Annotated in this window: 19 protein-coding genes, 1 tRNA gene, 1 pseudogene and 1 riboswitch; of the genes and pseudogenes, 13 read left to right on the top strand and 8 right to left on the bottom strand. The window is 73.4% G+C overall.

Going from position 1 to position 25,456, the window contains the following annotated elements; all coding sequences use genetic code 11:
- Window positions 1–18: 18 nt before the first annotated feature.
- Window positions 19–1,173 (bottom strand): helix-turn-helix domain-containing protein, encoded by a 1,155-nt coding sequence (locus tag AB0Q99_RS22915; protein ID WP_363574597.1) that lies wholly within the window; start codon window positions 1,171–1,173, stop codon window positions 19–21.
- A 235-nt stretch (window positions 1,174–1,408) separates the two neighbouring features.
- Here AB0Q99_RS22915 and AB0Q99_RS22910 point away from each other — a divergent pair, with 235 nt between their 5' ends.
- The 3 genes from AB0Q99_RS22910 to AB0Q99_RS22900 all read left to right on the top strand — a co-directional run bounded on the left by AB0Q99_RS22910 (window position 1,409) and on the right by AB0Q99_RS22900 (window position 5,020).
- Window positions 1,409–2,086, top strand: coding sequence for a SigE family RNA polymerase sigma factor (locus AB0Q99_RS22910; RefSeq protein ID WP_363574595.1), 678 nt, complete (start codon window positions 1,409–1,411; stop codon window positions 2,084–2,086).
- Window positions 2,083–3,534 (top strand): hypothetical protein, encoded by a 1,452-nt coding sequence (locus tag AB0Q99_RS22905; protein WP_363574593.1) that lies wholly within the window; start codon window positions 2,083–2,085, stop codon window positions 3,532–3,534. The genes AB0Q99_RS22910 and AB0Q99_RS22905 overlap by 4 nt, the downstream gene beginning before the upstream one ends.
- A 277-nt stretch (window positions 3,535–3,811) precedes the next feature.
- Window positions 3,812–5,020, top strand: a complete 1,209-nt coding sequence (locus AB0Q99_RS22900) for a hypothetical protein (RefSeq protein WP_363574591.1) — start codon at window positions 3,812–3,814, stop codon at window positions 5,018–5,020.
- A 69-nt stretch (window positions 5,021–5,089) separates the two neighbouring features.
- On the opposite strand, the gene AB0Q99_RS22895 is transcribed toward AB0Q99_RS22900, so the two are convergent.
- Window positions 5,090–6,565: an aminopeptidase P family protein gene (locus tag AB0Q99_RS22895; RefSeq protein ID WP_363574691.1), complete on the bottom strand. Its 1,476-nt coding sequence runs from the start codon at window positions 6,563–6,565 to the stop codon at window positions 5,090–5,092.
- 168 nt (window positions 6,566–6,733) lie between these two features.
- Window positions 6,734–8,206: a PP2C family protein-serine/threonine phosphatase gene (locus AB0Q99_RS22890; protein WP_363574589.1), complete on the bottom strand. Its 1,473-nt coding sequence runs from the start codon at window positions 8,204–8,206 to the stop codon at window positions 6,734–6,736.
- A 654-nt stretch (window positions 8,207–8,860) separates the two neighbouring features.
- Here AB0Q99_RS22890 and AB0Q99_RS22885 point away from each other — a divergent pair.
- Window positions 8,861–9,496: a bifunctional DNA primase/polymerase gene (locus tag AB0Q99_RS22885; RefSeq protein WP_363574587.1), complete on the top strand. Its 636-nt coding sequence runs from the start codon at window positions 8,861–8,863 to the stop codon at window positions 9,494–9,496.
- Between the two features lie 216 nt (window positions 9,497–9,712).
- On the opposite strand, the gene AB0Q99_RS22880 is transcribed toward AB0Q99_RS22885, so the two are convergent.
- From AB0Q99_RS22880 to AB0Q99_RS22865, 4 genes are all read right to left on the bottom strand, one after another.
- A complete protein-coding gene (locus AB0Q99_RS22880; protein WP_363574585.1) occupies window positions 9,713–10,687 on the bottom strand; it encodes a DUF5926 family protein in 975 nt (324 codons plus the stop codon).
- 157 nt (window positions 10,688–10,844) lie between these two features.
- On the bottom strand, window positions 10,845–11,264 hold the full coding sequence (locus tag AB0Q99_RS22875) for an ATP-binding protein (protein ID WP_363574583.1): 420 nt from the start codon (window positions 11,262–11,264) through the stop codon (window positions 10,845–10,847).
- Between the two features lie 444 nt (window positions 11,265–11,708).
- Window positions 11,709–12,533, bottom strand: a complete 825-nt coding sequence (locus AB0Q99_RS22870) for a glycerophosphodiester phosphodiesterase family protein (RefSeq protein WP_363574581.1) — start codon at window positions 12,531–12,533, stop codon at window positions 11,709–11,711.
- Between the two features lie 135 nt (window positions 12,534–12,668).
- Window positions 12,669–14,108, bottom strand: coding sequence for a cytosine permease (locus AB0Q99_RS22865; protein WP_363574579.1), 1,440 nt, complete (start codon window positions 14,106–14,108; stop codon window positions 12,669–12,671).
- A riboswitch (TPP riboswitch) is annotated at window positions 14,101–14,247 on the bottom strand. (Overlaps the previous gene by 8 nt.)
- Window positions 14,248–14,457: 210 nt before the next feature.
- On the opposite strand from AB0Q99_RS22865, the gene AB0Q99_RS22860 reads away from it, so the two are divergent.
- The 7 genes from AB0Q99_RS22860 (at window position 14,458) to AB0Q99_RS22830 (ending at window position 22,324) form a co-directional block, all read left to right on the top strand.
- Window positions 14,458–16,281, top strand: coding sequence for a trypsin-like peptidase domain-containing protein (locus tag AB0Q99_RS22860; protein ID WP_363574577.1), 1,824 nt, complete (start codon window positions 14,458–14,460; stop codon window positions 16,279–16,281).
- 77 nt (window positions 16,282–16,358) lie between these two features.
- Window positions 16,359–16,446, top strand: a tRNA-Ser gene (locus tag AB0Q99_RS22855).
- Between the two features lie 170 nt (window positions 16,447–16,616).
- The gene (locus AB0Q99_RS22850) at window positions 16,617–17,444 is read left to right on the top strand and encodes a MerR family transcriptional regulator (protein WP_363574575.1); all 828 of its coding nucleotides are present in this window, start codon (window positions 16,617–16,619) and stop codon (window positions 17,442–17,444) included.
- 66 nt (window positions 17,445–17,510) lie between these two features.
- Complete coding sequence (locus AB0Q99_RS22845; RefSeq protein WP_363574573.1) at window positions 17,511–18,749, top strand: MFS transporter; 1,239 nt, start codon at window positions 17,511–17,513, stop codon at window positions 18,747–18,749.
- Window positions 18,750–18,873: 124 nt separating this feature from the next.
- Window positions 18,874–20,238 carry an FAD-linked oxidase C-terminal domain-containing protein gene (locus AB0Q99_RS22840; RefSeq protein ID WP_363574571.1) on the top strand — a complete coding sequence of 455 codons (1,365 nt, stop codon included), beginning with the start codon at window positions 18,874–18,876 and terminating at the stop codon, window positions 20,236–20,238.
- Window positions 20,239–20,729: 491 nt separating this feature from the next.
- Entirely contained in the window at window positions 20,730–21,059 is a 330-nt protein-coding gene (locus AB0Q99_RS22835; protein ID WP_363574569.1) for a hypothetical protein, read from the top strand.
- A 476-nt stretch (window positions 21,060–21,535) separates the two neighbouring features.
- Window positions 21,536–22,324: a pyridoxal 5'-phosphate synthase gene (locus AB0Q99_RS22830; protein WP_363574567.1), complete on the top strand. Its 789-nt coding sequence runs from the start codon at window positions 21,536–21,538 to the stop codon at window positions 22,322–22,324.
- A 75-nt stretch (window positions 22,325–22,399) separates the two neighbouring features.
- Here AB0Q99_RS22830 and AB0Q99_RS22825 read toward each other — a convergent pair whose 3' ends face one another.
- Window positions 22,400–23,404 (bottom strand): EamA family transporter, encoded by a 1,005-nt coding sequence (locus tag AB0Q99_RS22825; RefSeq protein WP_363574565.1) that lies wholly within the window; start codon window positions 23,402–23,404, stop codon window positions 22,400–22,402.
- A gap of 367 nt (window positions 23,405–23,771) precedes the next feature.
- Between AB0Q99_RS22825 and AB0Q99_RS22820 the strand changes: the two are divergent.
- Together AB0Q99_RS22820 and AB0Q99_RS22815 are read left to right on the top strand one after the other, a co-directional pair.
- Window positions 23,772–23,993 (top strand): annotated as a pseudogene (locus AB0Q99_RS22820) (fatty acid--CoA ligase); the annotation flags it as partial.
- Window positions 23,994–24,637: 644 nt separating this feature from the next.
- Entirely contained in the window at window positions 24,638–25,447 is an 810-nt protein-coding gene (locus tag AB0Q99_RS22815) for a hypothetical protein (RefSeq protein ID WP_363574563.1), read from the top strand.
- The last annotated feature ends 9 nt before the right edge of the window (window positions 25,448–25,456 follow it).

Genomic DNA, 25,456 nt, shown 5'->3' with positions numbered 1-25,456 from the left:
ACCGGTGGCCCGGCCGGACTACGCCACCCCGCGCCCGAAGGAGCGCCGGTAGGCGGTCGGCGAGGTGCGCATCACCCGGCCGAAGTGGTGGCGGAAGGTCGCGGAGCTCTCGAAGCCGACCGCCGCGGCGATCTCCTCCACCGTCCCGTCCGGTGACTCCAGCAACGGCAGGCTGGCCGCGATGCGCTGGGTGACGACCCAGCGCATCGGGCTGGTCCCGTTGCGGGCGGTGAAGTGCCGCAGGTACGAGCGGTCCGACATCCGGGCGGCGCGGGCCAGCACCGGGACGGTCAGCGGGGAGGCGAGGTGGTCCAGCGCCCACTGCATGCTGCGGGCGACGCCGTCCTCGTCCTCCTCGACCGGGCGGACCGCCGCCTCGATGAACTGGGCCTGCCCGCCGTCCCGGTGCGGCGCCACCACGAAGCGGCGGGCCACGGCGTTGGCCACCCGGGCGCCGTGGTCCCGGCGGACCAGGTGCAGGCAGAGGTCGATCCCGGCCGCGCTGCCCGCGCTGGTGAGCACGTCCCCGTGGTCCACGTACAGCACGTCCGGGTTGACCCGCACCGCCGGGTGGCGCTGCTGGAGCAGCTCGGCGTACCGCCAGTGGGTGGTCGCCTCCCGGCCGTCCAGCAGCCCGGCGGCGGCCAGCGCGAAGGCGCCCGAGCAGATCGACACGATCCGGGCGCCGCGCTCGTGCGCCGTGCGCAGCGCCGCGACCAGCTCGGGGGAGACTCCGCCGCTGTGGCGGCCGGGTGCTGCCCCCGGGCCGCCGAACGCGTTCGGCACCCCGGGCACCACCACGGTGTCGGCCGCCGCCAGTTCGTCCAGCCCGTGCCGGGCGGTCAGGGTGAAGCCGCCCACCGCGTCCAGCGCCGTCCCGGGCCGGTCGGCGCACACCTTCAGTCCGTACCAGGGCGTCGCCAGCAGCCCGGTCAGCTCGGGCCGGGCCAGCCCGAACACCTCGACCACGACGCCGAGTTCGAACGGCGCCATGCCCTCGAAGGCGTACACCGCGACGTCGTGCACGGGCTCCGGCCGCCGCCCGATGGCGACCGGCACCGGGCGCCGGAGCGGCCCGGTTCCCGTGTCGGTCTCCGCGTCGGTCTCCGCGTCGGTCTCCGCGTCGGTCTCCGTGTCGGTGCCGACCGGGCCCCCGGCGTTCTGCTCGGCCATGCGAACCCCCTGCTCACGGGTGGCGGATTGCCGGTCGAGTGTAGTCGTCCCGGCCACCTCGGAAATTTCTTCGAATCCACCGGCAACCTCCACCGCCGCCACACGTCCATGGGTACGGGGGCGGAGAGAACCGGGCCGAGGGCGACTGGGAAGATCCCTCCGATCACGATCTTGATCAGGTGATGTGACGGTCCGGCGGACGCCGACACCGTCCTGGGGGAAAGCGGAAGCGCACATGTCCATGGCCATCGGGCCGATCGTCGCGCCGACGGGGGCGCGCGGATTCACCATCCGAGGGGTGGTCACCGCGCTGTTCGGTGCGCAGGAGGCCGGCGAGGCGCTCGCCGGTCCCGTCACCGAGCAGGAGGCGAAGCAGCGCCGGTCCGGGTTCCGGCTGCTGCGCGGCGGCCGCAAGCCCGCCGAGGACCGGCCCACCCTGACCGACCTGTACCACGCGCACCGGCTCGGCCTGGTCCGGATGGCCGTGATGCTGGTCGACCACCAGGACCTGGCCGAGGACGTCGTCCAGGACGCCTTCACCCAGCTCTACCAGCGCCACGGCGAGGAGCTGGACGACCTCGACAACGCCCTCGGCTACCTGCGGACCTCGGTGGTCAACGGCGCCCGCTCGATGCTGCGGCGCCGCAAGACCGCCCGCGAGTACGTGCCGCCGCACGAGGCCGACGCCCCGTCGGCCGAGGACCACGCGGTCCTCAACGACGAGCACCGGCGCGTGCTCGTGGCCCTGCAGGAGTTGACTCCACGCCAGCGCGAGGTGCTGGTGCTGCGCTACTGGTCCGACCTGTCGGAGGCGCAGATAGCCGAGACCCTGGGGCTGTCCCGGGGCGCCGTGAAGTCCACGGCCAGTCGCGCCCTGGACGCCCTGGAAAAGCACCTGGAGAAGGTTCGATGACCGACAAGTTCCCCCGCCGTAGCGGCGGCGACGGCGACGAGCCGGCCGAGACACCGACGGAACGGCTGCTCCGCGAGGCACTGGGCGCACGCGCCGCCCTGGTCACGGCGAACAGCCTGCGCCCGGCCGCGCCCCCGAAGAGCCGGATCCGCCGGCTGCGCCCGGTGTACACCGTCGCCGTCCCGTTCGGCCTGGCCGCCGCGATGGCGCTCGGTGTGCTCACCTTCCACGGCGAGCCGGTCGCCCACGACCAGGTCCCGCCCCCGGCCGCCACCCTGACGACCGCCCCGAGCCCCAGCCCGACCGTCGAGCCGACCCCCACCCCGTCGACCACCCCCACCGACGCCGGCACCCCGACGGACGACGCCGGGACCGACGTCCCGCTCGCCGACGGCACGCCGACCTCCTCCGCGTCGGCCACCAACTCCGCGCCCCCGGTGGGCCCGGCGACGCCGTACACCTTCCGGGGCGTCAAGTTCAAGGTTCCGGGCGGCTGGAAGGCGGTACCGGTCTCGCAGAGCCAGGTCTGCGTCCTGAGCCCGGGCGCGCCCACCGACCCGCAGCAGGGCTGGTCCCAGAGCACGTGCGTGCCGTACGGCGTCCTGGTCGTCGCCTACAACGACCCGGACGAGGTCGAACACGCCATCTGGCCCACGACGGGCGACCTGGCGTCGGACTCGGGCTGGAGCCATGAGCCGAGCTGCCCGGTCTGGGGCCACCCCTACATCCCCACCGCGCCCTACTCGTCGATCGGCGCGGCCGTGCGGACCAGGCCCACCGCGGCGGGGAAGACGGCCGACAAGACCCAGTGGAAGGCCACCTGCAAGCCGGGTGACACCTTCACGGCCCAGATGTGGGGGTTGAGTTCGGACCAGGTGTACGTGGTGGCGAACGGCCTCAAGGACGACTACCAGGCCGGCCTGCAGTCGATCGTCACCAGTCTGGACGTCAGCGGTCACAAGGTGTCGGGGGCGACGCCGTCGGGAGGTCCGGTGAACGACAGCTCCGTCGCCGTCACGGTCAACGGGCTCCTTCCGGCGGGGCTCGTGTCCGCGAAGGACCGGCCGGTGACCTTCGCGGTGACGTACCGGAACACGGGCAAGGCCAACTTCTCGTCGGTCCAGCCGCTGGTCTTCACCGACTCCTACCCGGGGACGCCGGCCGGCAGCCCGATCAACGCGGGCAAGCTGGAGCGTCAGGACGGTGACACCTGGACCCAGGTGAGCATGTCCCCCGGAGGTGGCATGGACTACGCGATGAGCGGCAGGTCGGCCGGCTTCCCGTTGGCGCCGGGCGCGAGCCGCACGGTGACGTACCGGCTGACCATCGACCCCGCCGACGGGCCGGGGATCATGCCGGTGCGGATGCAGGCGACGCTGCCGTACGACGGCAGCGGCCCGCTGACCGTGATCGGTGAGACGACCATCCGGGTGAACGTCGTGAAGTAGCCGATCGCCGACTGCCCCCGAGGCGTCCCGACCAGGGATCTTCCGACCGGGGAAGATCCCTGGTCGCGGGGCCTTTCCGCGTTCCGGGCCGAGGCCGCGGGAAAACCTTCGGATCCACCTGCAACCTCCCGGAGGCTCGGACGTCCATCAGGGTGAGAAGCGGGAAGAGCGAGCCGGTGGGACCGGGGCTCGGGCCGGCTCCTCGGAGCGCGGTCGGGGCGTCCACGCATCCACGCATCCACAACCACCATCACCATGTCCTCGGGGGGACTGTCACATGAGCGCGTCCGTTGTCTCCCGTATTGCGAAGGTCGTCCCGCTGGCCGTCCTGGCCGCCGTCGGTGTCGCCGCCTGCGGCCCCGCGGCGACCGGCTCCTCGGCGGCCCCGAGCGCCGCCCGGTCCGCCGCGAACGTGGCGACCACCGCCCCGGCCGCGCCGGCCGGGTCGCCCGCCGCGTCGGCCACGCCCGCCCCGGCCGCGCCGAGCTCCACCCCCTCCTCCGCCGCCACCGCCCCGACCGAGGCCGAGTCCCCCGCCGCGGTGGCCGCCGGCGCCACGACGAAGCCTTCCGCCAAGGCCTCCGCCCAGCCCTCCGGCAAGCCCGTCACCAAGCCGGTCACCAAGCCCGTCACCGGGGCCGGCGGCATCGGGATCACCTTCAACGGTCTGGCCGACGGCCGGCAGGTCCAGGTGGGTGACCAGGTGGCCTTCTCGGTGACCTGGAGGAACAACGACTCCTCGGGCAGCCGCGCGGTGGCGCCGGTGGTGGCGACCCAGGAGTTCGAGGGAGCGCAGTGCACGCAGATGCTCTCGATGGCCAAGGGCAAGCTGGAGCGCAAGGACGTCTCGGGCTGGAAGGCCATGCCGTCGCTGAGCCAGGGCGGCGGGATGGACTACGCGGGCACGGGCGACGACGCGGCCTTCACCCTGACCGCAGGCGAGAGCCGGACCGTCGAGTACCGGATGGTCCTCGACGCGAGCAACCGGCCGGGCCGGCTGGCCGTCGAGGCGGACGCCGTGCTGCCGTCGTCCCTCACGGCCGTGACGAAGAACGTGGTCACCACGTCGGTCGTCGACCGCCACCGCCCGGTGGTGACCTCGGTGTCCGAGCCCACCGCGCTGGTTGTCGGCCGGACCCCGACCGAGTTCTCCTTCAAGGTCTCCTCGCCGGACGGCCCGGCCCTGCTGCGCCCGCTGGTGCGGCTGGCCCTCCCGGCCTCCGCGGGCCTGACCGGGGCGGACGTCACGATGGAGGCGAAGGTCGGTGACGAGTGGAAGTCCTTCGAGGTGACCCCGGACTGCGACGGGCGGCTCGGGGTGTCGCCGGCCGAGCTGGTCGGCGTCCTGCGCGGCAACCCGGCCGAGTACACGTTCCGGGTCGGCCTGAAGCGGACCGGCACCGGTCCGGTGGAGATCGAGGTCGGCGGGGACTCGGACGGCCACACCGGCGCGACCGTCGCGGTCCGGCCCGCCGTCCGGCGCTGACCCCCCGGGTAGGCACGAGGGCCCGGCCTCCCGTCGTCGGGGAGGCCGGGCCCTTCGCCGTGCCGTGGCTCAGGCGAGCGAGGCCATCCAGGCCTCGACGTCCTCGGAGCGGCGGGGCAGGCCGGCCGAGAGGTTCTCGTTGCCCTCGGCGGTGACCAGGATGTCGTCCTCGATCCGGACGCCGATGCCGCGGTACTCCGCCGGCACGGTCAGGTCGTCCTGCTGGAAGTACAGGCCGGGCTCGACGGTCAGCACCATGCCGGGGACCAGCAGGGCGTCGACGTGCTCCTCGCGGCGCGAGTGGGCGCAGTCGTGGACGTCCAGGCCGAGCATGTGGCCGGTGCCGTGCAGGGTCCAGCGGCGCTGCAGGCCGAGCTCCAGGACCTTCTCCACGTCGTACACGGAGGCGTCCAGCAGGCCCCAGGCGAGCAGGCGCTCGGCGAGCACCCGCTGCGAGGCCTCGTGGAAGTCGCGGAAGCGGGCGCCGGGCTTCACCGCGGCGATGCCGGCCTCCTGGGCGTCGTAGACCGCGTCGTAGATCTTGCGCTGCAGGTCGGTGAAGCGGCCGTCGATCGGCAGGCTGCGGGTGACGTCGGCGGTGTAGAGGGTGTGGGTCTCCACGCCCGCGTCCAGCAGCAGCAGCTCGCCGGGGCGCACGTCGCCGTCGTTGCGGACCCAGTGCAGGGTGGTGGCGTGCGGGCCGGCGGCGGCGATGGTGCCGTAGCCGACGTCGTTGCCCTCGACCCGGGCGCGGCGCCAGAAGGTGCCCTCGATCCAGCGCTCCGAGGTGGCGACGGCCTGGCCGAGCTCGCGGACCACGTCGGTGAAGCCCTTGACGGTGGCGTCGCAGGCGGCGCGCAGCTCGCCGATCTCCCACTCGTCCTTGACCAGCCGCAGGCCGCTCAGGAACTCCTTGAGCTCGGCGTCCCGGTCGGCGTCCAGGACCTTGGCCAGCGCGCTCTCCAGGCCGGCGTCGTAGCCGCGGACGATCCGGGTCGGGGCGGCGGAGGCCTCGGCGCGCCCGGTCAGCTCCTCGGCGGCCTTGCGGACGTCGCGGGCGGGCAGCCCGAGCAGCTGCTCCTGCTCGGTCAGGCTGTGCCGGCGGCCGACCCACAGCTCGCCGTAGCCGTCCAGCCAGAACTCGCCGTTCTCGCGGTCGGAGCGGGGCAGCAGGTAGAGGACGAACTCGTGGCCGGCCGCGCCGGTCGGCTCGGCGACCAGCACGGCGTCCTCGGTCTGGTCACCGGTGAGGTGCACGTACTCGCTGGAGGCGCGGAAGGCGTAGTCGGTGTCGTTGGAGCGCATCCGCAGGTTGCCGGCCGGGACGACCAGGCGCTCGCCGGGGAAGGCGGCGGACAGCCGGGCGCGGCGCTCGGCCGCGTACGGGGCCTGGGCGACGGGGGCGAGGCCGTGCAGCTCGGTGTCGGCCCAGCCGGACTTCATCGAGGCGGCCAGCTCGTCGGAGATCTCGCCGTAGAGGCCGTTCTTGCGGCCCTTGAACTCCTGCGGCTCCTCGCCGCCCTCGGCCTCGGGGTTCTCGGCCACCGCGGGGGTGCGGTCCTCGGTCACGTGCAACGCCTCCTTGGGGGGTGGTACCGCCGCCCCGCGGGGGAGTGTCGGATCGCGACACGCGCGGGCGGCCGTGCGTCCATGGTACGGACGCCCGGCCGCTCGTCGGTTCGGGTCCGGTACATCCGTCCGGGCCCGCGGCGGTCACTCGAAGCGGGCCGCCAGCAGCATCAGGTCGTCGGTGGCCGTAGCCGCGGTCTCCGGGGCCGGGCAGACGGCCAGCAGGTGGGCGCAGAGCCGGTCCGGGTCGATCCGCACGTCGCGCGGGGCGTCGGCGGCGGCCCGGCGCAGGTTGGCCTGTCCGGCGTGCAGGGTCGGGCCGCAGCGGCGGGCCAGGCCCTCGGTGTAGAGCAGCAGGGTGTCGCCGCGTTCGGCGGTGAGCTCGACCCCGGGCGCCTCCCAGCAGGCCAGCATGCCGAGCGGGGCGGAGAGCGAGGTCTCCACGAACTCGGCGCCGTGCCGGCCGACCAGGACCGGCGGGCAGTGTCCGGCGCCGGCCAGGGTGATCCGGCGCTCCTCGGGCTCCACCCAGGCGTAGACGGCGGTGGCGCTGCGGGTCGGCTCGGTGGTCTTGAGCAGCAGCTCCAGGTCGCCCAGGACGGAGACCGGGTCCTCGCCCTCCAGCACCGCGTACGCCCGCAGCGCGGCCCGGACCCGGCCCATCGCGGCGGCCGCGCCGGGGCCCGCGCCGGGGCCCGCGCCGGGGCCGTCGCCGGAGACGGAGCCGACGGTGAGGCCGATGGTGCCGTCCGGCAGCGGGATGGCGTCGTACCAGTCGCTGCCGCAGGAGCGGTCCAGCCCGGCCGGGACGAGCCGGGCGGCCAGTCGCAGGCCGGGGGTCCGGGGGAGGTGGTCGGGCAGCAGGCCGCGGCGCAGCGCCTCGGAGGTGCGCAGGATCCGGTCCGCCTCCAGCTGCTTGGCGAGCAGCGGGGCGGCGATCTCGCAGTAGTGGCGGGCCAGTTCGCGCCGGCAGTCGGTCGGGACGGCGGGCTCGTCGTAGAACCAGAGGGCGGCGGCGAGCGGGCCGTCCTCGGCGGTGGCGAGCGGCAGGCCGAAGGCGCCGCCGAGGCCGAGGTGGACGGCGAGCTCGCGCAGCCGGGCGCCGATGGCCGGGTCCTCGGCGAGGTCGGGGGAGTGCAGCTGGGCGGGCCGGTCGCGGTCGCGCAGCAGCCGACCGAGCAGGCTCTGCTCGGTCGGGACGGTCTCCAGGGCGCCGAGGCTGGCGCGGTCGAGGCCGAGGCCGACGGGCTGGCCGGGGCCGCCGCCGGGCGTCCGGGTGACCAGCACGCCGCGGCGGGCGCCGAGCAGGGCGGCGCCGGAGGCGAGGACGGCGTCCAGGGTGGCGGCGAGGCCGCGGGCCCGGGCGAGCCGCTCGGTGTGCTCGTGCAGGCTGGCGATATCGGACAGGCGTCCGGCCAAACGGTCCTGCACCGTGGCGGACGGTGCCGTGCGGGCGGCGGCGGGGTCGTCCGGCGCGTCCGCGGGGCCGACCGGCATGTCCGTGGGGCCGGGGAGCCCCGGCGGGTCGAGGACGGTGAGCCCGCCTGCGCAGCCGGGTTCGCCCGGTTCGGCGGTCGTCGTCGACGGGAGGGCCGTCGACGGGTGGGACTCGGTCATGCCGCCACTCCTGACGCGGTGCTACGTGCCATGCGGAACCCCCAGGTACGGCCGGTGTGGAGCGATGACGGCCAAAGGGCGCGTTTCGCCTCGATTCGCTACTACTCGTCATTGATCGACAGCAATGCCACCACTTCTACACAGGCCATTCGGGGCATGTCCAGATCCAGGACGACGCGGGGGCGGGTTCGGCGTCCATCGCGACCCGGTCGGAGGGCGTGCGTGGTTCGTGCGCGCGCCGGTCGGGCCGGAGGCATGGGGGGAGCCGCGAGCGGGCAGAACCGTGGAGACGGACCGGGCGGCCGTCCGGATCGTATGCCCGTGCCGCCCGGGAGCCGGGTCGGCCGGACGTCTCTCACTCGTACGGTGGAACCAAGCGCGCCCGGGCGGCGTCCATCCGGTCGCGTACGGGATTCTCGTTCCAAGGGCTGTTCCAGTGCGCGGCCCTTCTCATGTCGTGCTCCACACCGTGCTCCAACCCGTGCTCCACGCCGTAGCCACGTCGCAGCCGCGCCGTCCGCCATGCCGCCCGCTCCGCGCCGCACGGGCCGTGCCGCGGCGGGCCCCTGCGGACGGTTCCGACGGATGCGGAGGGCTCCGACGGATGCCGACGGGGCGGAGCGAACCGAGCGGTCAGGGAAAGGAACGAGCGCCATGCGTGAGAACCCGAAGGACCGGTCGGAGGAGCGTGCAGCCCGACTGGCCGCGGCCCTGGAGGCCGCCGTCGACCACCGCTGGCCCGTGGTGCCGAGCGCCGTGCTGCGCGGCGGGCGCTGCTCCTGCGGCGACCGGGACTGCCGCGTCCCCGGCACGCACCCGCACGACCCCTCGCTGCTGGCCGCCACCACGGATGCCCGGATGGTGCGCTGGTGGTGGGAGCGGCAGAGCCCGGACGCGACGGTGCTGGCCGCCACCGGCTCCACGGTCTCGGCGGTCAGCCTGCCCGCGGCGGCCGGGGCGCGGGCGCTGGTCTACCTGGGCGCGCTGCGGATGCCGCTCGGCCCGGTGCTGGCGATGCCGGGCCGCTACGCGCTGCTGGTGGCCCCGTACTCGCTGGACGCGCTCGGCGAGATGCTCGCCCAACTCCCTTGGGTGCCTGGGTCGTTGCGCTACCACGGGCCGGGCGGCTTCCTGTCGCTGCCGCCCGGCGGGTCGGCCGGCCGGGTGCGCTGGGTGCTGGCGCCGCGACCGGGTGCGGGCGGCGGGGTCTGGCTGCCGCAGGTCGGGCCGCTGCTGGGCGAGTTGGTGGAGGCGACGGTCCGGCTGGACAGCGGACGCTCGGCGTACTGAGGGCCGGGGCCGTCCGGGGGTGCGGGGCGGCGACGGCCGGGGCGCTCCGGAAAAAGAAAAGATCCGGCCGCTGGCGACGGGGGATGCACCAGCGGCCGGACTCTTTAGACAGTAACAAGGATCCGCGCTCGCGCCAATTTCCAAGACGCCCTCCACGCCCGGAAATTGCGCGTTCACCGCGACAATGTGACGCGTATCACGCGGATCGCCCGCGCTTTAGTTCAAGGTGACCTGACGGTTCACCAGGTTCGCGCGGGCGCGCCGCTCCTCGGCGGTCAGCGGGGTCCCGTCGGCGAGCACGGCGGCGAGCCGCTCGCCGAACTCGGCGGCCGGCTTCTCGCAGTCGGCGGCGGTCATCGCGAGCGGCAGGTCCCACACCGGGACGGTCAGGCCGTGCGCGCGGAACGAGCCGACCAGGCGGGTGTCCGGGCCGAGCGAGGCCTCGCCGGCGGCGTTCAGCCGGGCCAGCGCGTCCAGCAGCTGCTCCTCGGGCACGGTCATCACCCAGCGCAGGTGGTTCTTGTCCGGGGTGCCGCACCAGTAGGCGGCGTCGACGCTGCCCAGCTTCTCGGTCGGGATGGCCGAGGCGTTGGCGCGCTCCAGGGAGGCGGCGACCTCGCCGGTGGCGGTCTCGGCGTCCTCCAGCCAGAACTCGAAGCCGGTGTGCACGGCGGGCACGAACGCGGCGGAGGTGTCCAGCAGGTCCTGCAGGCGGCGCCCGCCCGGGACGGTCCGGCGGGCCGGCACCGGGGTGCCCGGCTCGGTGGCCAGGGCCAGCTCCAGGGCGTCCGCGAGGTCGCGGCTGAGGTCGCCGGAGGAGGACTGGGTCTGCAGGCCGAGCAGGATCGAGCCGTCCTGGCGGCGCAGGGCCGGCCAGGCCAGCGGCAGCACGGTCGCCAGGGTCACCGACGGGACGTCGTCCCCGGCCACGCCGGCGGCCAGCGTCAGCGGCACCGTGGCGGCCGGCACCAGCTCGCGCAGCGCCACCCAGTCGGCCTCGCCCGGCAGGCCCTCGAACGGGCGGTGCACCAGCTCCTGCACCGCGTGCGAGGCCTCCCGGCCGTGGCAGGCCTTGTAGCGGCGGCCCGAGCCGCACGGGCAGTCCTCGCGGGCCCCGACCACGGGGATCTCGCCCGTGACGGCGGTGGTGGACTGACGCTGCGGCGCCTTCTTGGCGGCCTTCTTGCCCATGGTGCGGCTCTCCCGGGAACGGTGGTCCTGTGTCCCGGGAAGCCTACTGACGTTCCTCCGGCACCCGTGCTACCCCCGGCGCGCGCGAACGCGCCGGGGCGGGCGGGCGCCGCGTCCCGCGTGCGGGCGCCGCCCCACGCGTTGCGGGCACCGCGCTCTATGCGCTGCGGGCGTCGCCCCCGGTGCGCCGGGCGTGCCGGGCGCGCGCGGGCAGCGCGGCCCAGACCGTCACCTCGCCGGGCGCGTCGCGCACGCCCCACTCGCTGGCCAATTGGTCGACGATGCCCAGGCCGCGGCCACCGCGCGAGGTCAGCGAGGGACTGGCGGGCAGCGGCCGGGTGGCCGCGCCGCCGTCGGTGACCTCCAGGGTGAGCACGCCGTCGGCGTGCATCTGCCAGCGGATCAGCACGCCGCCGTCCGGCTCGTCGGTCTCCTCGCCCTGCTCCCGGCCGCCGGGCGCCGGGTGCGTCCCGGACGGGACGCCGACCAGCACCTGCCCGAGCACCTCGGCCCGGGCGCCGCGGCCGAGCGCCGGCAGCGGGCCGAGCGGCCGGGCGTAGCGGCACGCGTTGCTCAACAGCTCGGAAAGGATCAGAACAGCATCATCGATGACCGGTTCCGGTATCTGCCGGTCACCCAGATCTCGACGCAGTCGGCGCCGTGCGACCCCGACACTCGCTGGGCCGTGCGGCACTGCCATGGTCGATGAAGTCGGCACTTCACGCGCCACCATCAACGCCACCCCCGGACCTCCTTCAGCGTATGCCGAGGGAGAGATGCCCCTTGGTAATGCGTCGGAAACGAGCACCGGACGATCCCGCGAGCCCATTTTGAGCACGGCGACCGAGGGTGGGCAGGGGGCCATTCCGTGCTCACCCTCCGTCGCCCGGGGGCAAGAATTCCGGCAATAGTGCGCAAGGAAGGTTTGACTGCCGACCAGAGTGATCAGTCGGCACCGGCACGATCGCCGGTCCGGCAGCCCGTCCGACCACCGGTGAAGCCGCCGTGGTGCGTCGGCGGATCAGCGGCCGAGCTGCGACAACACCTCGGCGGGCCGGTTGGTGATGATCGCGGACACCCCGAGCTCCAGGCAGAGTTCGACGTCGGCCGGTTCGTCCACCGTCCACACGTGCACCTCGTGCCCCAGCGCGCGCAGCCTGGTCACCAGCCGCGGGTCGGCCCGCACCAGCTCGATGCCCGGCCCGGCGATCCGCGCCCCGCCCGGCAGCGGCGCGCCCTCGCGCAGCCGGCCGAGCAGCGGCAGTGTCCGCTCGAACAGGAACACCCGCCGGTAGTCCGGCGCGGCGGTGGCCACCCGGTTCAGCGCGATCGAGGAGAAGCTCATGATCCGGGCGGACGCGCGGCCGTTCTCCTGGGTCGCGTCGATCTTGTACCGCGCCAGCATCCGCAGCAGCTCGGCCTCCACCCGGCCGCGGAAGCGCACCGGGTGCTTGGTCTCGATCGCCAGGTCCACCGGGCGGCCGCAGTCCACCACCAGCTCCAGCAGGCGGTCCAGCCGCAGCACGCCGCGCAGCTCCGGGTCGGTGCTGGGGCGGCCGGTCTTCCAGGCGCCGAAGTCGTACGCCTCCAGCTCGGCGAGCGTCATCGCCGAGACGGTGCCCCGGCCGTTGGACACCCGGCCGATCCGTCGGTCGTGCACGCAGACCAGGTGGCCGTCGGCGGTCACCCGGACATCGCACTCCACCGCGTCCGCGCCCTCGTCGAGGGCGCGCCGGTAGGCCGCGAGGGTGTGTTCGGGCAGGGCGTGGGAGGAACCGCGGTGGGCGATCACCTGGACGGGCGGCGCGGTGCGCGCCGCCGCCGAGGACAGGTCTGGGCTGGTCACAGGGCCAACGATAGGCGGAGGAGGTGAAGCGGAGGACAAGACGGCCCCAACCTGCGGGGCCGTCTGACCCGTGGGGCCCGCTCCGGGGCCGGGCGGCGGGGACGTCGCCCGGCCGGGCCGTACGGCTGCCGGGCGTCAGCGCGCGGCGCGCCGGGAGAGCGGGGTGAGCGCCCAGGTGGCCAGGGCGGGCACCAGGAAGGCGAACAGCGAGGCGGAGGTCCACTCCTGCGGGGTGAAGTGCAGCGCCTCCTGGGCGGAGGTCCAGAAGTCCGTCCACCAGTCGGCGACCTTGGTCGGCGCGATGAACTGGTAGACCGCGAAGCCCAGCACCCACGGCAGCAGCATCGTCCAGCGGGACGGCGCGTCCTCGGAGAGGTCCCAGCCGCGGCGCCCGGCGCCGAGGAAGAAGTCCACCGCCAGCACCGCCAGCAGCGGAACGAACACCGAGCCGATCAGCCCGAGGAAGTTGGCGTAGGTGTCGGTGAACCTGTCGATCTGCAGCGCCAGCACCGTGGTCAGCGCGCCGATCCCGCCGCTGAGCACCCGGCGGTCCGCCCTCGGCAGCAGGTTCTGCACCGACATCGCGGTCGAGTACACGTTGGCGAAGGACTGGTCCGTCTCGCGCAGCACCAGCACCAGCAGGAACAGCCAGCCGGCCCAGACCCCGAGGAAGGAGTCGAAGATCTTGTCCGGGTCCCCGCCGGACTGCAGCAGCGCCATCAGGCCGAGCACGTAGCACCAGACCTGGGCGACCGTGTAGCCGGAGAAGCTGCCCCAGAACGCCGAGCGCGCGGTGCGCGAGTGCCGGGTGTAGTCGGCGGCCAGCGGGACGAAGGAGACCGACACCGCGATCATCGCGTCGGTCGCGCCGAGGAAGCCGTGCCAGTTGCCGGCGCCCGGGTCCGGCACCCCCTGGCGGCCCAACTGGACGGTGAAGTACACCATCGCGACGGCGACCGCCCCGGCCACGAAGCGGCGCAGCACCGCGATCGAGCCCAGCGGCCAGATGGTCAGCGCGGTGGTCAGCGCGCCCGCGAGCAGCACGAACAGCCAGCGGTAGCCGGTGGTGTGGGCGACGGTCTGGGCGCCCGCCGAGATCGTCAACAGCTCGAACACGCCCCAGCCGACGCACTGCACGATGTTCAGCACCGTCGGCAGGTACGACAGCCGGGTGCCGAACAGCCCGCGCAGGTTCGCCATCGCGGGGGCGCCGGTGCGGGCGCCGATCAGCGCGGCCACGCCGAGCATCGCGGTGCCGACCGCCGTGCCGACCGCGATCGCGGTCACCGCGGCGGCCAGCGAGAGCTCGCTGCCGGGGGCGCCGAGCACGGTGGCGGCGGTGGAGAAGCCGATCAGGCTGACGCCCAGGTTCATCCAGAGCGCGAAGTGGTCCCGGAAGCGCAGCGTGCGCGGCGGTTCGGTGTCCAGGACCAGCGGAGCCTCGACCCGCTCGGTCCGCTCGGGGCGGTCCAGGACGGTGGCGGCCGCGGCCGCCGGGCCGGGGGAATCCGCGGGGGCGGGGAAATCCTTGGACTCGGAGGCACCCGAAGAAGAGGATGGCGAAGCAGACGGCACGGCCGATACTCCCTACGCCGGCATTACCCGGACAGGTTCCGGCGGTCAGCGCCCCCTCGACCGTCCGCCGCGCTCGCGTGGCGTACGGTCGACATGCGCACTCTCAGCCTGGTCGGTCCAAGCTCCCGCGTGTCAGTTTGGAGCGACAGGCTAACCGGCGCGGGGGTGAACACCCAAGGCCGGGGCGTGCGCGGTCCGCATCGCGGGACGCCCGGCCGGGGGAGGGGAGCCCGCGGCCGTCGGCACCGGCTAAGGATTCTTATGACTTCTTCAGAGGGGTCCTTACGGCAATCGAATCGACAATGCGAAAAACTATGGTCCTTGGTTCTGCCAGCTATGGAGGTCGTCCGTGAGCACCGAGCGCGAGGTTGGGCCCACCGGGCCGCAGGGGGAGCAGCCCGCCGGCCAGGGGGCGGCCGCGCCCGTTCCCGACGGCCCCGCTCAGGGCGGGCACCAGCCGACCATGGCCTTCCGCCGGGTCCCCGAGCCGGAGACCGCCGGCGCCGAGGCCGTGCCGACCGCCGGGGCCGCTCAGGCGGACGCTCCGGCGGAGGGCGGGCACAGGCCCACCGTCGCCTTCACCAAGGTCCCCGCGCCGGAGGCCCCGGCCGCCGCTGACGCGCCCACTGCGCCTGCCGCGCCCGCTGCGCCCGTCGCCGCCGTCGCCGGAGAGCACGCCGTCGACCCGGCCACCGGGTACCTCGACGCGCCGCCGCCGGTCCTGCCGTCCGCCACCCAGGCCGCCGCGCCCGCGGCCCCGGCGCTGCCGCCGGCTGCCAACCCGTACGCCACCCCGACCCACGGCGTCCCCGCCGCCGGCGCGCACGACACGTACGACGCGTACGGCGCCGCCGCGTCCGCCCACGGTGCGCCGGGCACCCCCGGTGCCCCGGCCGCGCCCGGCCACCACCCGTTCGGCGCAGGCCAGCCGCTCGGCGGCTGGGGCCCGACCCACGACGCCGCCTCCGGCGGTGCGGGCTACCCCGGCGGCCCGAACGGCCCGCTCGGCTACCCGGCCGACTACCCCGGCGGCCCGAACGGCGGCGGCCCGGGCAAGAAGCGCGGCGGACTGGTCGCCCTGATCGCGGCCGTCGCCCTGGTCGCCGGCGTGGCCGGCGGCGCGCTCGGCGTGGCGGTGGCCGACCGCAACGACAGCAGCACCTCCGCGGACGACCACCGCAGCACCACCGTCCAGGCCAGTGACACCCAGAAGAGCGAGCCCGCCCCCGGCTCGATCGCCGCCATCGCGCAGAAGGCGCTGCCCAGCGTCGTCACCATCAAGGCGCAGGGCAACGGCGAGTCGGGCACCGGCACCGGTTTCGTCTTCGACACCGAGGGCCACATCCTCACCAACAACCACGTGGTCGCGCCGACCCTCAACGGCGGCAAACTGACCGTCAAGTTCGCCGACGGCACCTCCTACAACGCCTCCGTGCTGGGCCACGCCGAGGGCTACGACGTCGCCGTGGTCAAGATCGACAACCCGCCGAAGAGCAAGCTGGCCCCGCTCCCGCTGGCCGACTCCGACAAGGTCAACGTCGGCGACGCCACCGTCGCGATCGGTGCGCCGTACGGCCTGGAGTCCACCGTCACCAGCGGCATCATCAGCGCCAAGGACCGCCCGGTCGCCTCCGGCGACGAGACCGGTTCGCAGGCCTCGTACATGAACGCCCTGCAGACCGACGCCTCGATCAACCCCGGCAACTCCGGCGGCCCGCTGCTCGACTCCAGCGGCGCGGTGGTCGGCATCAACTCGGCGATCCAGTCCAACGCCTCCGCCAACGGCCGGGCCGGCAGCATCGGCCTGGGCTTCGCCATCCCGATCAACCAGGCCAAGTGGGTAGCGGACACCCTGATCAAGACCGGCAAGCCGGTCTACGCCAAGCTCGACGTGCTGCGCAACGACGACTACAAGGGCGACGGCGCGCAGATCCAGACCAAGGACATCCAGGGCCAGCCCGCCGTCACCCCCGGCGGCGCGGCCGACAAGGCCGGCCTCAAGCCGGGCGACGTCATCACCAAGCTCGGCGGCGTGCCGATCGAGAACGGCCCCGCCCTGGTCAGCCGGATCTGGACGCACAAGCCCGGCGAGACCGTCGACGTCGAGTACACCCGCAACGGCCAGACCCTCACCACCAAGGTGACCCTCGGCCAGCGCGACGGCGACCAGTGACCCCCGCCCGCTGACCCACGACGCCGCGAAACCGTGTGCACCGAACCCCGCCGGACCCGTTAGGCTGACCTCCGCCTGGAGAGCTGCCCGAGCGGCCTAAGGGAACAGTCTTGAAAACTGTCGTGGCGTGACCCGTCACCGTGGGTTCGAATCCCACGCTCTCCGCTGGTAGGAGAACCACCTGCTCAGGGCGGGTGCCGACATCGTTCGGCACCCGCCCTCGGCGTTGGTCGGGGTGATCCTCGGGCGCTCCGGTGGTCCGGTGGTCCGATGGCCGGTGGTCCGGTGGTGGGGCTTGACCCTGACACCGTGGGAGGCGGTGGGGTGGAGCCATCATGTTGAACATCGGAGACTTCGCCAGCCACGGCCGGGTGTCGGTGCGGATGCTGCGCCACTACGACGCGATCGGCCTGCTGCGGCCCGCCCGGGTGGACCCGGTCAGTGGCTACCGCTCGTACGAGGCGGCCCAACTCGCCCGGCTCAACCGGGTGATCGCGCTCAAGGAGCTCGGCTTCACGCTGCAGCAGGTGCGCGCCGTCCTGGACGACGAGGTGGACGCGGCCGAACTGCGCGGGATGCTGCGGCTGCGGCGGGCCCAGCTCGCCGAGGCGATCGCGGCGGACGAGCTGCGGCTGGCCCGGGTGGAGGCGAGGCTCCGGACGATCGAGAGCGAGGGAGTCATGTCCGCGCACGATGTCGTGGTGAAGCCGGTGCCGTCCGTCCGGGTGGCCCAACTGGCCGGTGTGGCCACGAGTTACGAGCCCGAGGACATCACACCGGTGATCGGCGCGCTGTTCGCCGACCTGTGCGGGCGGCTGAACGTGGCCGGGGTCGAGGCCGCCGGCCCGTCCGTCGCCCGGTACGAGGACGCGCCGGAGGGCGACGGCTCGGTGCTGGTCCTGGTCGCCGTCCCGGTCGGGCCGTCGGTGCGGCCGGGCGCGCACGACTTCGAGGTGCTCGACCTGCCGCCGATCGGGGAGGCGGCGACGATCGTGCACCGCGGCTCGATGGACGGGGTGCTGGGCACCGTCCAGGAACTGGCCCGCTTCATCGAGGAGAACGGGTACCGCTCGGACGGCTACGCCCGGGAGCTGTACCTGGAGTGCCCGGAGGACCCGGCCCGCTGGGTCACCGAGCTCCAGGAACCGGTGGTCCGCCGGTAGCCCGCCGGTAGCCCGCCGGCCCGGCGCTTGCCCTCGACCGGGTCGAGGGCCCTAGCGTCGCCCGGCATGACCACCGTAACCCGCACCAGCACCGCCGCGGCCACCGGCACCGCCCCCGCCGCGCGGGCACCGCTGCCCGGGCCGTACCTGCTCTGGCTGGCCGGCACCCAGGCCGGGCTGCTGGGCGACGCCGTGCTGTACTTCGCCCTCGGCTGGGCCGCCTCCGCGCACGGCGGCGGGGCGGCCGGCCTCGTCCTGACGGCGGTCACCGTGCCGCGGACGGTGCTGGTCCTGCTGGGCGGCGCGGTCGCGGACCGGTTCGGCGCCCGCCGGGTGATGCTCGTCGGGGACACGGTCATGCTGGTCGCGACCGCCGCCCTGGCCCTCGTGGCGGGCAGCCGGGGCACGTCGCTGTGGCTGCTGGTCGCGGCGGCGGCCGTGATCGGGACGGTCGACGCCTTCCACCTCCCGGCGAGCGGGTCGATGCCCGGCCGGCTGGTGCCCGCCGACCGGCTGCCCCGGGCGCTCGCGCTGCGGCAGGCCGGCGGGCAGAGCGCCGTCCTGCTCGGGGCGCCGCTGGGCGGTCTGCTGGTCGCCGTCGGCGGGCTGTCCGGTGCGGCGGCGGCGGACGCGGCGAGCTTCGGGACCGTCCTGCTGGTCCTGCTGCGGGTCCGGCCCCTGGAGGAGAAGCCGTACGCCGCGCCGACCGGTCTGCTGCGACAGGCGGCCTCCGGTGTCCGGCTCGCGCTCGGCGACCCGCTGCTGCGGTCCGCGCTGCTGCTCACCGGCGCGGCCGCCGGGGCGCTGCTGCCAGTGGTGTCCCTGCTCGGCCCGCTGCTCGCCCGGGCGCACGACTGGACGGCCGCCACGGCGGGACTGGTGACCGGTGGACAGGCGGCCGGGGTGCTCGCGGTGGCCGGCCTGGTCGCCTGGCGGGGCGCGCTGCCCCGGGCGGGGGTCGGGGCGGCGGCCGGGCTCGGGACGGCGTCGGCGGGGATCGCGCTGCTGGCGCTCGCCGCGGGGCCGATGGCCGCGGTGATCGGCAGTACGGTCACGGGCATCGGCTCGGGGCTGTTCGCCTGCCACCTCGGACCGCTGGTGCTGACGGGCGCGCCGTCGTCCCACCTCTCGCGGGTGCAGGCGCTGTTGACGCTCGTGCAGAGCGTGGCCCTGGTCCTCTCGAACGCCCTGCTGGGCCTGCTCGCGGACACGACGGGTGCGGCTCTGCCGACCCTGCTCTGCGCCCTCGCCACCGCCACCGCCGCGCTCACCGCCCTGGCCACCCCCACCCTCCGCCGCGCCTGACTCCCGCCGGTCCGTCGGCCCGGGTGGTCTGTCTCCCCATCCCGCCCAAGGCCCACTTGCCCCACTACCGGCACGCGGGCAGAGTGCGGAGGTGGAGCTGGTCGGGCGGCGAGCGGAGGCGGCGATGGGTGATCTGACGGACCGACTGGCGCAGGGCCTCCCGGCCGGGGCCGTGGTGGTGGACCCCGAGGTGACCGCCACCTACAGCCGCGACATGGCGGGGTTCTGCGCGGCCGGGGTGCCCGCCGTGGTGGTGTTCCCGGAGACGGTCGAGCAGGTGCAGCACGTGATGCGCACCGCGACCGAGCTGCGCGTGCCGGTGGTGCCGCAGGGCGCGCGGACCGGGCTGTCGGGTGCGGCGAACGCGGTGGACGGCTGCGTCGTGCTGTCGCTGGTGAAGCTGGACCGGATCCTGGAGATCGACCCGGTGAACCGGATCGCGGTCGTCGAGCCCGGTGTGGTGAACGCCGAACTCTCGCGCGCCGCCGAGGAGTCGGGGCTGTCGTACCCGCCGGACCCGTCCAGCTGGGAGTCCTGCACGATCGGCGGCAACATCGGCACCGGCGCGGGCGGGCTCTGCTGCGTGAAGTACGGCGTCACCAGTGAGTACGTGCTCGGCCTGGACGTGGTGCTGGCGGACGGCCGGCTGCTGTCCACCGGCCGCCGGACGGCCAAGGGCGTGGCCGGGTACGACCTGACCCGGCTGTTCGTCGGGTCGGAGGGGACGCTCGGCGTGGTGGTCCGGGCCGTCCTGGCGCTGCGGCCCGCGCCGTCCCCGCAGCTGGCGCTGGCGGCGGAGTTCCCGAGCGCGGACACGGCCGGTGCGGCGGTCTGCGAGGTGATGGCGAGGGGTCTGACGCCGTCGCTGATGGAGCTGATGGACGCGGTCTCCGTGCGGGCCGTCAACGAGCTGGGGCGGATGGGGTTGCCGGAGTCGACCCGGGCGCTGCTGCTGGTGGCCTTCGACGGGCCGGACCGGGTGGCCGAGCTGGCCCGGGTCGCGGAGCTGTGCCGGGCGGCCGGGGCGACCGAGGTGGTGCCGGCCGAGGACCAGGCCGAGTCCGATCTGCTGCTGGCCGCCCGGCGGCTGGCGCTGCCCGCGCTGGACCGCCTGGGCACCACGATGATCGACGACGTGGCGGTGCCGCGCTCCCGGCTGGCCGAGATGCTGAACGGCGTCGCGGCGATCGCCGAGCGGCACGGGTTGACCATCGGGGTGGTCAGCCACGCCGGGGACGGCAACACTCACCCGATCGTGATCTTCGATGCCGCGGACGGGGACCAGGCCGCGCGGGCCCAGCGCTCCTTCGACGAGATCATGGCGCTCGGGCTGGAGCTGGGCGGCACGATCACCGGGGAGCACGGGGTGGGGCTGCTCAAGCGGGACTGGCTGGCCCGCGAGCTGGGCCCGGTCGCGCTGGACCTGCAGCGGCAGGTGAAGGCGGTCTTCGACCCGCTGGGGATCCTGAACCCGGGCAAGATGGTCTGACGTTCTCCGGCGCGATCCGACGGCGCCTTTCCGCACCCGGCACCGCGTACCCCACACCTCGTACGCCCGCCGTTTCGGTGTGACTTTCCGATGGTCTGTGAATGGCCGGAAAAGTCGATACGGAAGGGTGATCGGACTTTTCGGGGGCGTGTTCGCGATCCGCCTGCGCCGGGGTGGTGCGCTCGGTGATGTGCCCGGTCTTTCGCGTGGCGCCGGAATGCTGCGTCCAGTCGTTCTCGAATCGGCGGACACCCGGATAAAGTCGCAGGTCAAGGGCAATGTCTCGGCGTGCTCTCCGGATTCCGTGACGTCATGCGCGGCCTGGGTGGATATCACGCTAACGGGCGAAAACTGCCCGATGGGCTAGTGCTTTGTCGATTTGTTGCGGAAGTCTGTCTCCCGGCGTCGCAGCCCGCAGGTGTTCGTCTGGCCGGCGAATCCCGCACATCCTGCTCGACCGTTGCACTATTGACAGATTTTCGGAGGCTTTCATGGCTCGTATCCACACCCGTCGGGTGGTCGGACTCCTGCTCGCCGGTCCGCTCGCGGCCGGTCTGCTGCTGGTGGGTGCCGGTGTCGCCGCCGCCGACAACGGCGCGGGCGCCGCGGCCGGTTCCAACGCCGGCGTGGTGTCCGATGTGGGCACCGGCAACGTCTTCGGCGGGGTCGACGGCAACTACGTCTCCACGCAGCAGACGGCCACCGGCTCCGGTGCCTCGAACCAGAACAACACGCTCGCGGTGAAGGACAACGCGGGCGCCGTCCTGGCCGGCCAGGGCAACAAGAACGTCAACGTCGTCTTCGCGCCGATCTTCCCCTGACCGCAGGACCGCAGGACCGTACGACCGTACGACCGCACCGAGTCCTACCGAGTTCTACCGAGTCCTGACGGGCACCACCGAGGGCGGGGGCGCCGGAGGTGGATGGCCGCGGGTGAGCTGAGCACCCGCGAACGGGCCCGGGAACAGCCCGGACAACCGCGATAGCCGCGATAGCCGCGACAACCGCGACAACCGGAGGGAACCCGCGCATCACCGAGGGAACAGCGCATGACCGGCCAGCGGAAAGGGTCACCGCGAAACCGGCCTCGTGGGCGGTGCCGCCATCGGCACCGCCCACGAGCGCGTCCGGCGCCGGACCCGGCCGACCGGCCGTGATCCGTCCACCGAGGGCCCGCGCCCGGAGCCGTCGGGCCACGGCGGTACGGTTGCGCTCCGACAGCGCACCACGCGTCGGGGACCGGCACGGACGGCCCGGCCGGGGTGGCGACCGCGGCAACCGGAAGGAAGGGCGCGAGATGGCGGCGGAGGAGGAGGGCCTGACCGGCCCGGACGAGGCCTGGCCGGCACCGGAGCCGCAGGCGGGGGTACGCCCCGAGCCGTCGGCCGAGCCGCTCTGTGATCGTCGGCCCGAGCCCAGGTCCGTCCCCGAGCTGCTGCTCGGTCGTCCGCCCATGGCCCGCCCGCTGCCGTTCTTCGACCACGAGGCCGCCTCCGCCGAGCCCGGCCCGCTGTTCGTGGACTGGCTCGCCACCGCCCTGGACGCCGGGGTGCTGGACCCGCAGGCGTTCACCCTCTCCACCGTCGACGCGGACGGCATGCCGGACGCCCGGGTGCTGGTGCTGCGCGACGTCGACGCGGCCGGCACCGGCTGGAACTTCTCCGCCGCCGCCGACAGCCCCAAGGGCCGCCAGCTCGCCGACCACCCGGCCGCCGCGCTGACCGTCTACTGGCCGCAACTGGGCCGCCAGGTACGGGTGCGCGGCAGCGTCGAGCGGGCCCTGAACCTGGTCGCCGCCGCCGAGTTCGCCACCCGTTCGCCCGCCGCCCGGGCCTCCTCGCTGGTCGGCCGGCAGAGCGAGCCGCTGGCCACGCTGACCGAGTACGACGAGGCGGAGGCGGTCGCCCGCCGCCGGCTGGAGGCGCACCCGGACGTCGTCCCGCCCGGGCACGCCGTCTACACGCTGTGGGCGCAGGAGGTGGAGTTCTGGCAAGGCGACTCCCAGCGCCGGCACGTCCGGCTGCGCTACACCCGCACCGGCCCGGTCGATTCCCCGGACTGGTCGCGCACCCTGCTCTGGCCGTAAGCAGCAGGCGGCCACCGCCGACTCGCGGCGGCCGCCGACGTGCCTGCTCCGGTGCCGCCGCGTCTACCGCCGCGCCTACCGCCGCCCGGTCAGCGTGGCACCCACGCTGGCCGCCACCACGCAGCCGATCCCGGCCAGCTGCGGCACGCCCAGCAGCTGGCCCAGCACCACCAGGCCGACCAGCGCACTGACCGCCGGCTCCAGGCTGACCAGCACGCTGAACACCCGCTGCGGCATCCGGCGCAGCGCGGTCATCTCCAGCGCGTACGGGATCACCGGCAGCAGCAGCGACACCCCGGCCACCGAGGCGAGCAGCACCAGTGGCGAGGCGCCGGGCGCGGTCAGCCCGTGCCAGGCCTCGCCGAACCCGAGCGGCGCCAGCGTCAGCGCGCCGACCGTCATCGACACCGCCAGCCCCTGGAACCCCTGGAAGGCCGCGCCGACCTTGTCGGTGAACAGGATGTACGCGGCGTAGCAGGCGGCCGCCCCGAAGGCGTACAGCAGGCCGACCGGGTCCAGCGAGCCGCCGCCGTCCCCCTCGCCGAGCAGGGTCAGCAGCACCACGCCGGCGGCCGCGAGCAGCGCCCAGAGCAGGTGGCTGGCGCGCCGGGCGAAGACCAGGGCGACCGCGAGCGGGCCGAGGAACTCGATGGTCGCGGCGGTGCCCATCGGCAGCCGGTCGATCGCCCCGGCGAACAGGCAGGTCATCCCGGCCGAGGCCATGCCGAGCAGCACCGCCGCGCCGAGGTCGCGCGGGCGCTTGTCGCGCAGCTTCGGGCGGGTCACGGCGAGCAGGATGACGGCGGCGAAGCCGAGCCGCAGGAAGGTCGTGCCGCTGACCCCGAGCGGGCCGAAGAGCGGCTTGGACAGCGCGATGCCGGTCTGCACCAGGAACATCGCGGCCAGACAGAGAAGCGGCGCCGGAATCCTCTGCGCCGCGGGGCCGGACACCCCGCCTCGTCGCCAGCCGCCCCGCTCGCCGGCAGGCTCGCCCTTGGGGGCGGGCGGCATGGCAAGGGCCTCGGCGACGGCGGCTGCCGACGACGCGGTGGAGGTTTCGCTGGTACCGAAGGTGGGCATAGCAGCGAGTTTGCCGTAAGGAGTGATAAACCAGCAAGCTCGTTACAAGAAGGGGGACGGATGTGGACGGGAGCGTCCTAAAGGGTGGACCCCTCCGGGGCCGGCGGCGTGGCTGCCGCCGGCGCCGCCCTCACCATCGACCGCAACCAGGTCGACGCCCCCGCCGCCGACCCAACCCGCCGACCGGGCGCCCCCTCGCCGGGGAGCGGGCGGCGGGCGGGGCCGGTGCGAATCCGTGATCCGTGCAACGGGTCAGGGATGCTGACAGGGGTGGCGCGGGGCGGCAAAATCGGGCAGGTCGGCGCGCATTACCGCTCGGTAGGTGCGGCAGGCGCAGCCCCCAGTGCCGCCAGGTCAAGGAGGACCCGTGTTCAGCACGATGCAGGACGTTCCGCTCACCGTCGCCCGAATCCTGGAGCACGGGTCCACGATCCACGGCCGCTCGACGGTGACCACCTGGGACGGCACCGGGCCGGTCGTCCGTACGTACGCCGAGGTGGGCGCCCGTGCCGCGCGGCTGGCGTGCGCGCTGCGCGACGAGCTCGGGGTGACCGGGGACGACCGGGTCGGCACCCTGATGTGGAACAACGTCCCCAAAACACTCGGGGTGCCCGGTTCCTGCTGACCTGCGGGAACCGGGCACTCCAAGTCCCCACGACTCCCATCGAGCCGAATCGCGCGTCTGGAGCGCCCCACTTGCGCCCCCAGATGTGTCAGGACGATCCTGAGTTGACGCCAGAGTGGGACGACGGCTGGGGTTGCCATGGTTTACTGCAGGTGCGCTCAATACCCCGAGGAATTGGTAAGCATTTACATTGGCCGTAAATCATATACGGTTCATAATCGTTTTCCTGATGCCCATCTGGCGGGCGATGGTCGACTCATCGGTATTGAGGGGCAGTTCCTGCTATTGCCTGGCAGTCGAGCTGTGACGAGCGGAACTTACGTCGAACGTACAGTGCTTACAGCCGGCCCTGGGGGCGTATCGCATTTGACTGGCCCCAAGGGGATGCGCATGCAAGCCAGCAATGCCAGGGGCGTCACTAGGCGGGCTGCATCAAAGTCCGGCGTGAGCGTCAGGGCGGCGACTGCTGCTTATCCCCGGAAGGGCGTTCGGTGATTTGCTGGAGGTTCTGGAACCAAGCTGCGTCGGCGCCTGCTGCTTCTCCGAAGTTGCCAGCAACAGCAAAGCCTGTTGCGACGGGTGCTAGGGAGTGGCCGCTATGGCCTGACGTGAAGCCCGATGAAGCCGCATCTGCTTCATATGCGGCCCAGCTCGATGTGGTCAAGAGCTACGTTGAATCTGACCTGACCCAAAAGAAGGCCGATGCCGACTTTAATCTGTCGAGCCTGCAGAAGTTTCATGATGCATACATGGCTCTAGCGGCCGGCATGCTGGAGCGCAGGCAGCTCAGTGCTGAGTCTGTGCAAAAGGCCGCTGCCGCAATTGCCACGATCTATTCGGGTGTGCTGGCGGTATCTTTCAGTGTTGCGCAGCGGCCGATGCCAGCTTCAGGCCTTCTCGCTCCGATCTTCTTGGCGCTTGCGCTTGTCCTTTCCACAATCTACCGATCATTGATTGAACCAAGTGATCCGCGGATTCCGAGCCCTGTTCAAGATGTGAACCCTACCGTAACGGCCGGAAATAATACGAATTCCTTCATGGAAACTGTCATGGCCTATATCAGGCCTGGCGCCAAGGTTCGGCGGGCGGGGCTTGCGTCTCTTGCCCTGGGGCTGGCTTTTCTTCCCGTCCCATTCATCTCTCTCCCGGGCGACTCGAACGCTCGTCCTGGTGCAGTAGTGGCGGCCTGGCCATCGCCGCCAGCCGCAGATATTAATCAGGTGTATGGTGCGATCCTTTACAAGGCGCAGGTAGACAATGCGGTAGCTGACAGCAGCCATGAGCGTCCAAAGGATGACGGATGGTGGCTGCTGGGGGGAATTGCGGGTGGCCTCATCATTGTTTTAGTGGCCGCGAACGCTGACAAGGTGCGGTGGAGTGCCGCGCGAACACCACCGCATGGAGAAGACGAAGCATAAGGAAGCCCC

Origin of the sequence: Kitasatospora sp. NPDC086791 (assembly GCF_040685975.1) — a bacterium.
GTDB lineage: Bacteria > Actinomycetota > Actinomycetes > Streptomycetales > Streptomycetaceae > Kitasatospora.
Note: the sequence above shows the minus strand (reverse complement) of the source record. Positions and strands in the feature narration are given on the sequence as shown.

Coding starts and splice junctions, on each gene's coding strand:
- AB0Q99_RS22915 (WP_363574597.1), bottom strand. CDS start 1,173: ATGGCCGAGCAGAACGCCGGGGGCCCGGTCGGCACCGACACGGAGACC.
- AB0Q99_RS22910 (WP_363574595.1), top strand. CDS start 1,409: ATGTCCATGGCCATCGGGCCGATCGTCGCGCCGACGGGGGCGCGCGGA.
- AB0Q99_RS22905 (WP_363574593.1), top strand. CDS start 2,083: ATGACCGACAAGTTCCCCCGCCGTAGCGGCGGCGACGGCGACGAGCCG.
- AB0Q99_RS22900 (WP_363574591.1), top strand. CDS start 3,812: ATGAGCGCGTCCGTTGTCTCCCGTATTGCGAAGGTCGTCCCGCTGGCC.
- AB0Q99_RS22890 (WP_363574589.1), bottom strand. CDS start 8,206: ATGACCGAGTCCCACCCGTCGACGGCCCTCCCGTCGACGACGACCGCC.
- AB0Q99_RS22885 (WP_363574587.1), top strand. CDS start 8,861: ATGCGTGAGAACCCGAAGGACCGGTCGGAGGAGCGTGCAGCCCGACTG.
- AB0Q99_RS22880 (WP_363574585.1), bottom strand. CDS start 10,687: ATGGGCAAGAAGGCCGCCAAGAAGGCGCCGCAGCGTCAGTCCACCACC.
- AB0Q99_RS22850 (WP_363574575.1), top strand. CDS start 16,617: ATGTTGAACATCGGAGACTTCGCCAGCCACGGCCGGGTGTCGGTGCGG.
- AB0Q99_RS22845 (WP_363574573.1), top strand. CDS start 17,511: ATGACCACCGTAACCCGCACCAGCACCGCCGCGGCCACCGGCACCGCC.
- AB0Q99_RS22840 (WP_363574571.1), top strand. CDS start 18,874: ATGGGTGATCTGACGGACCGACTGGCGCAGGGCCTCCCGGCCGGGGCC.
- AB0Q99_RS22835 (WP_363574569.1), top strand. CDS start 20,730: ATGGCTCGTATCCACACCCGTCGGGTGGTCGGACTCCTGCTCGCCGGT.
- AB0Q99_RS22830 (WP_363574567.1), top strand. CDS start 21,536: ATGGCGGCGGAGGAGGAGGGCCTGACCGGCCCGGACGAGGCCTGGCCG.
- AB0Q99_RS22825 (WP_363574565.1), bottom strand. CDS start 23,404: ATGCCCACCTTCGGTACCAGCGAAACCTCCACCGCGTCGTCGGCAGCC.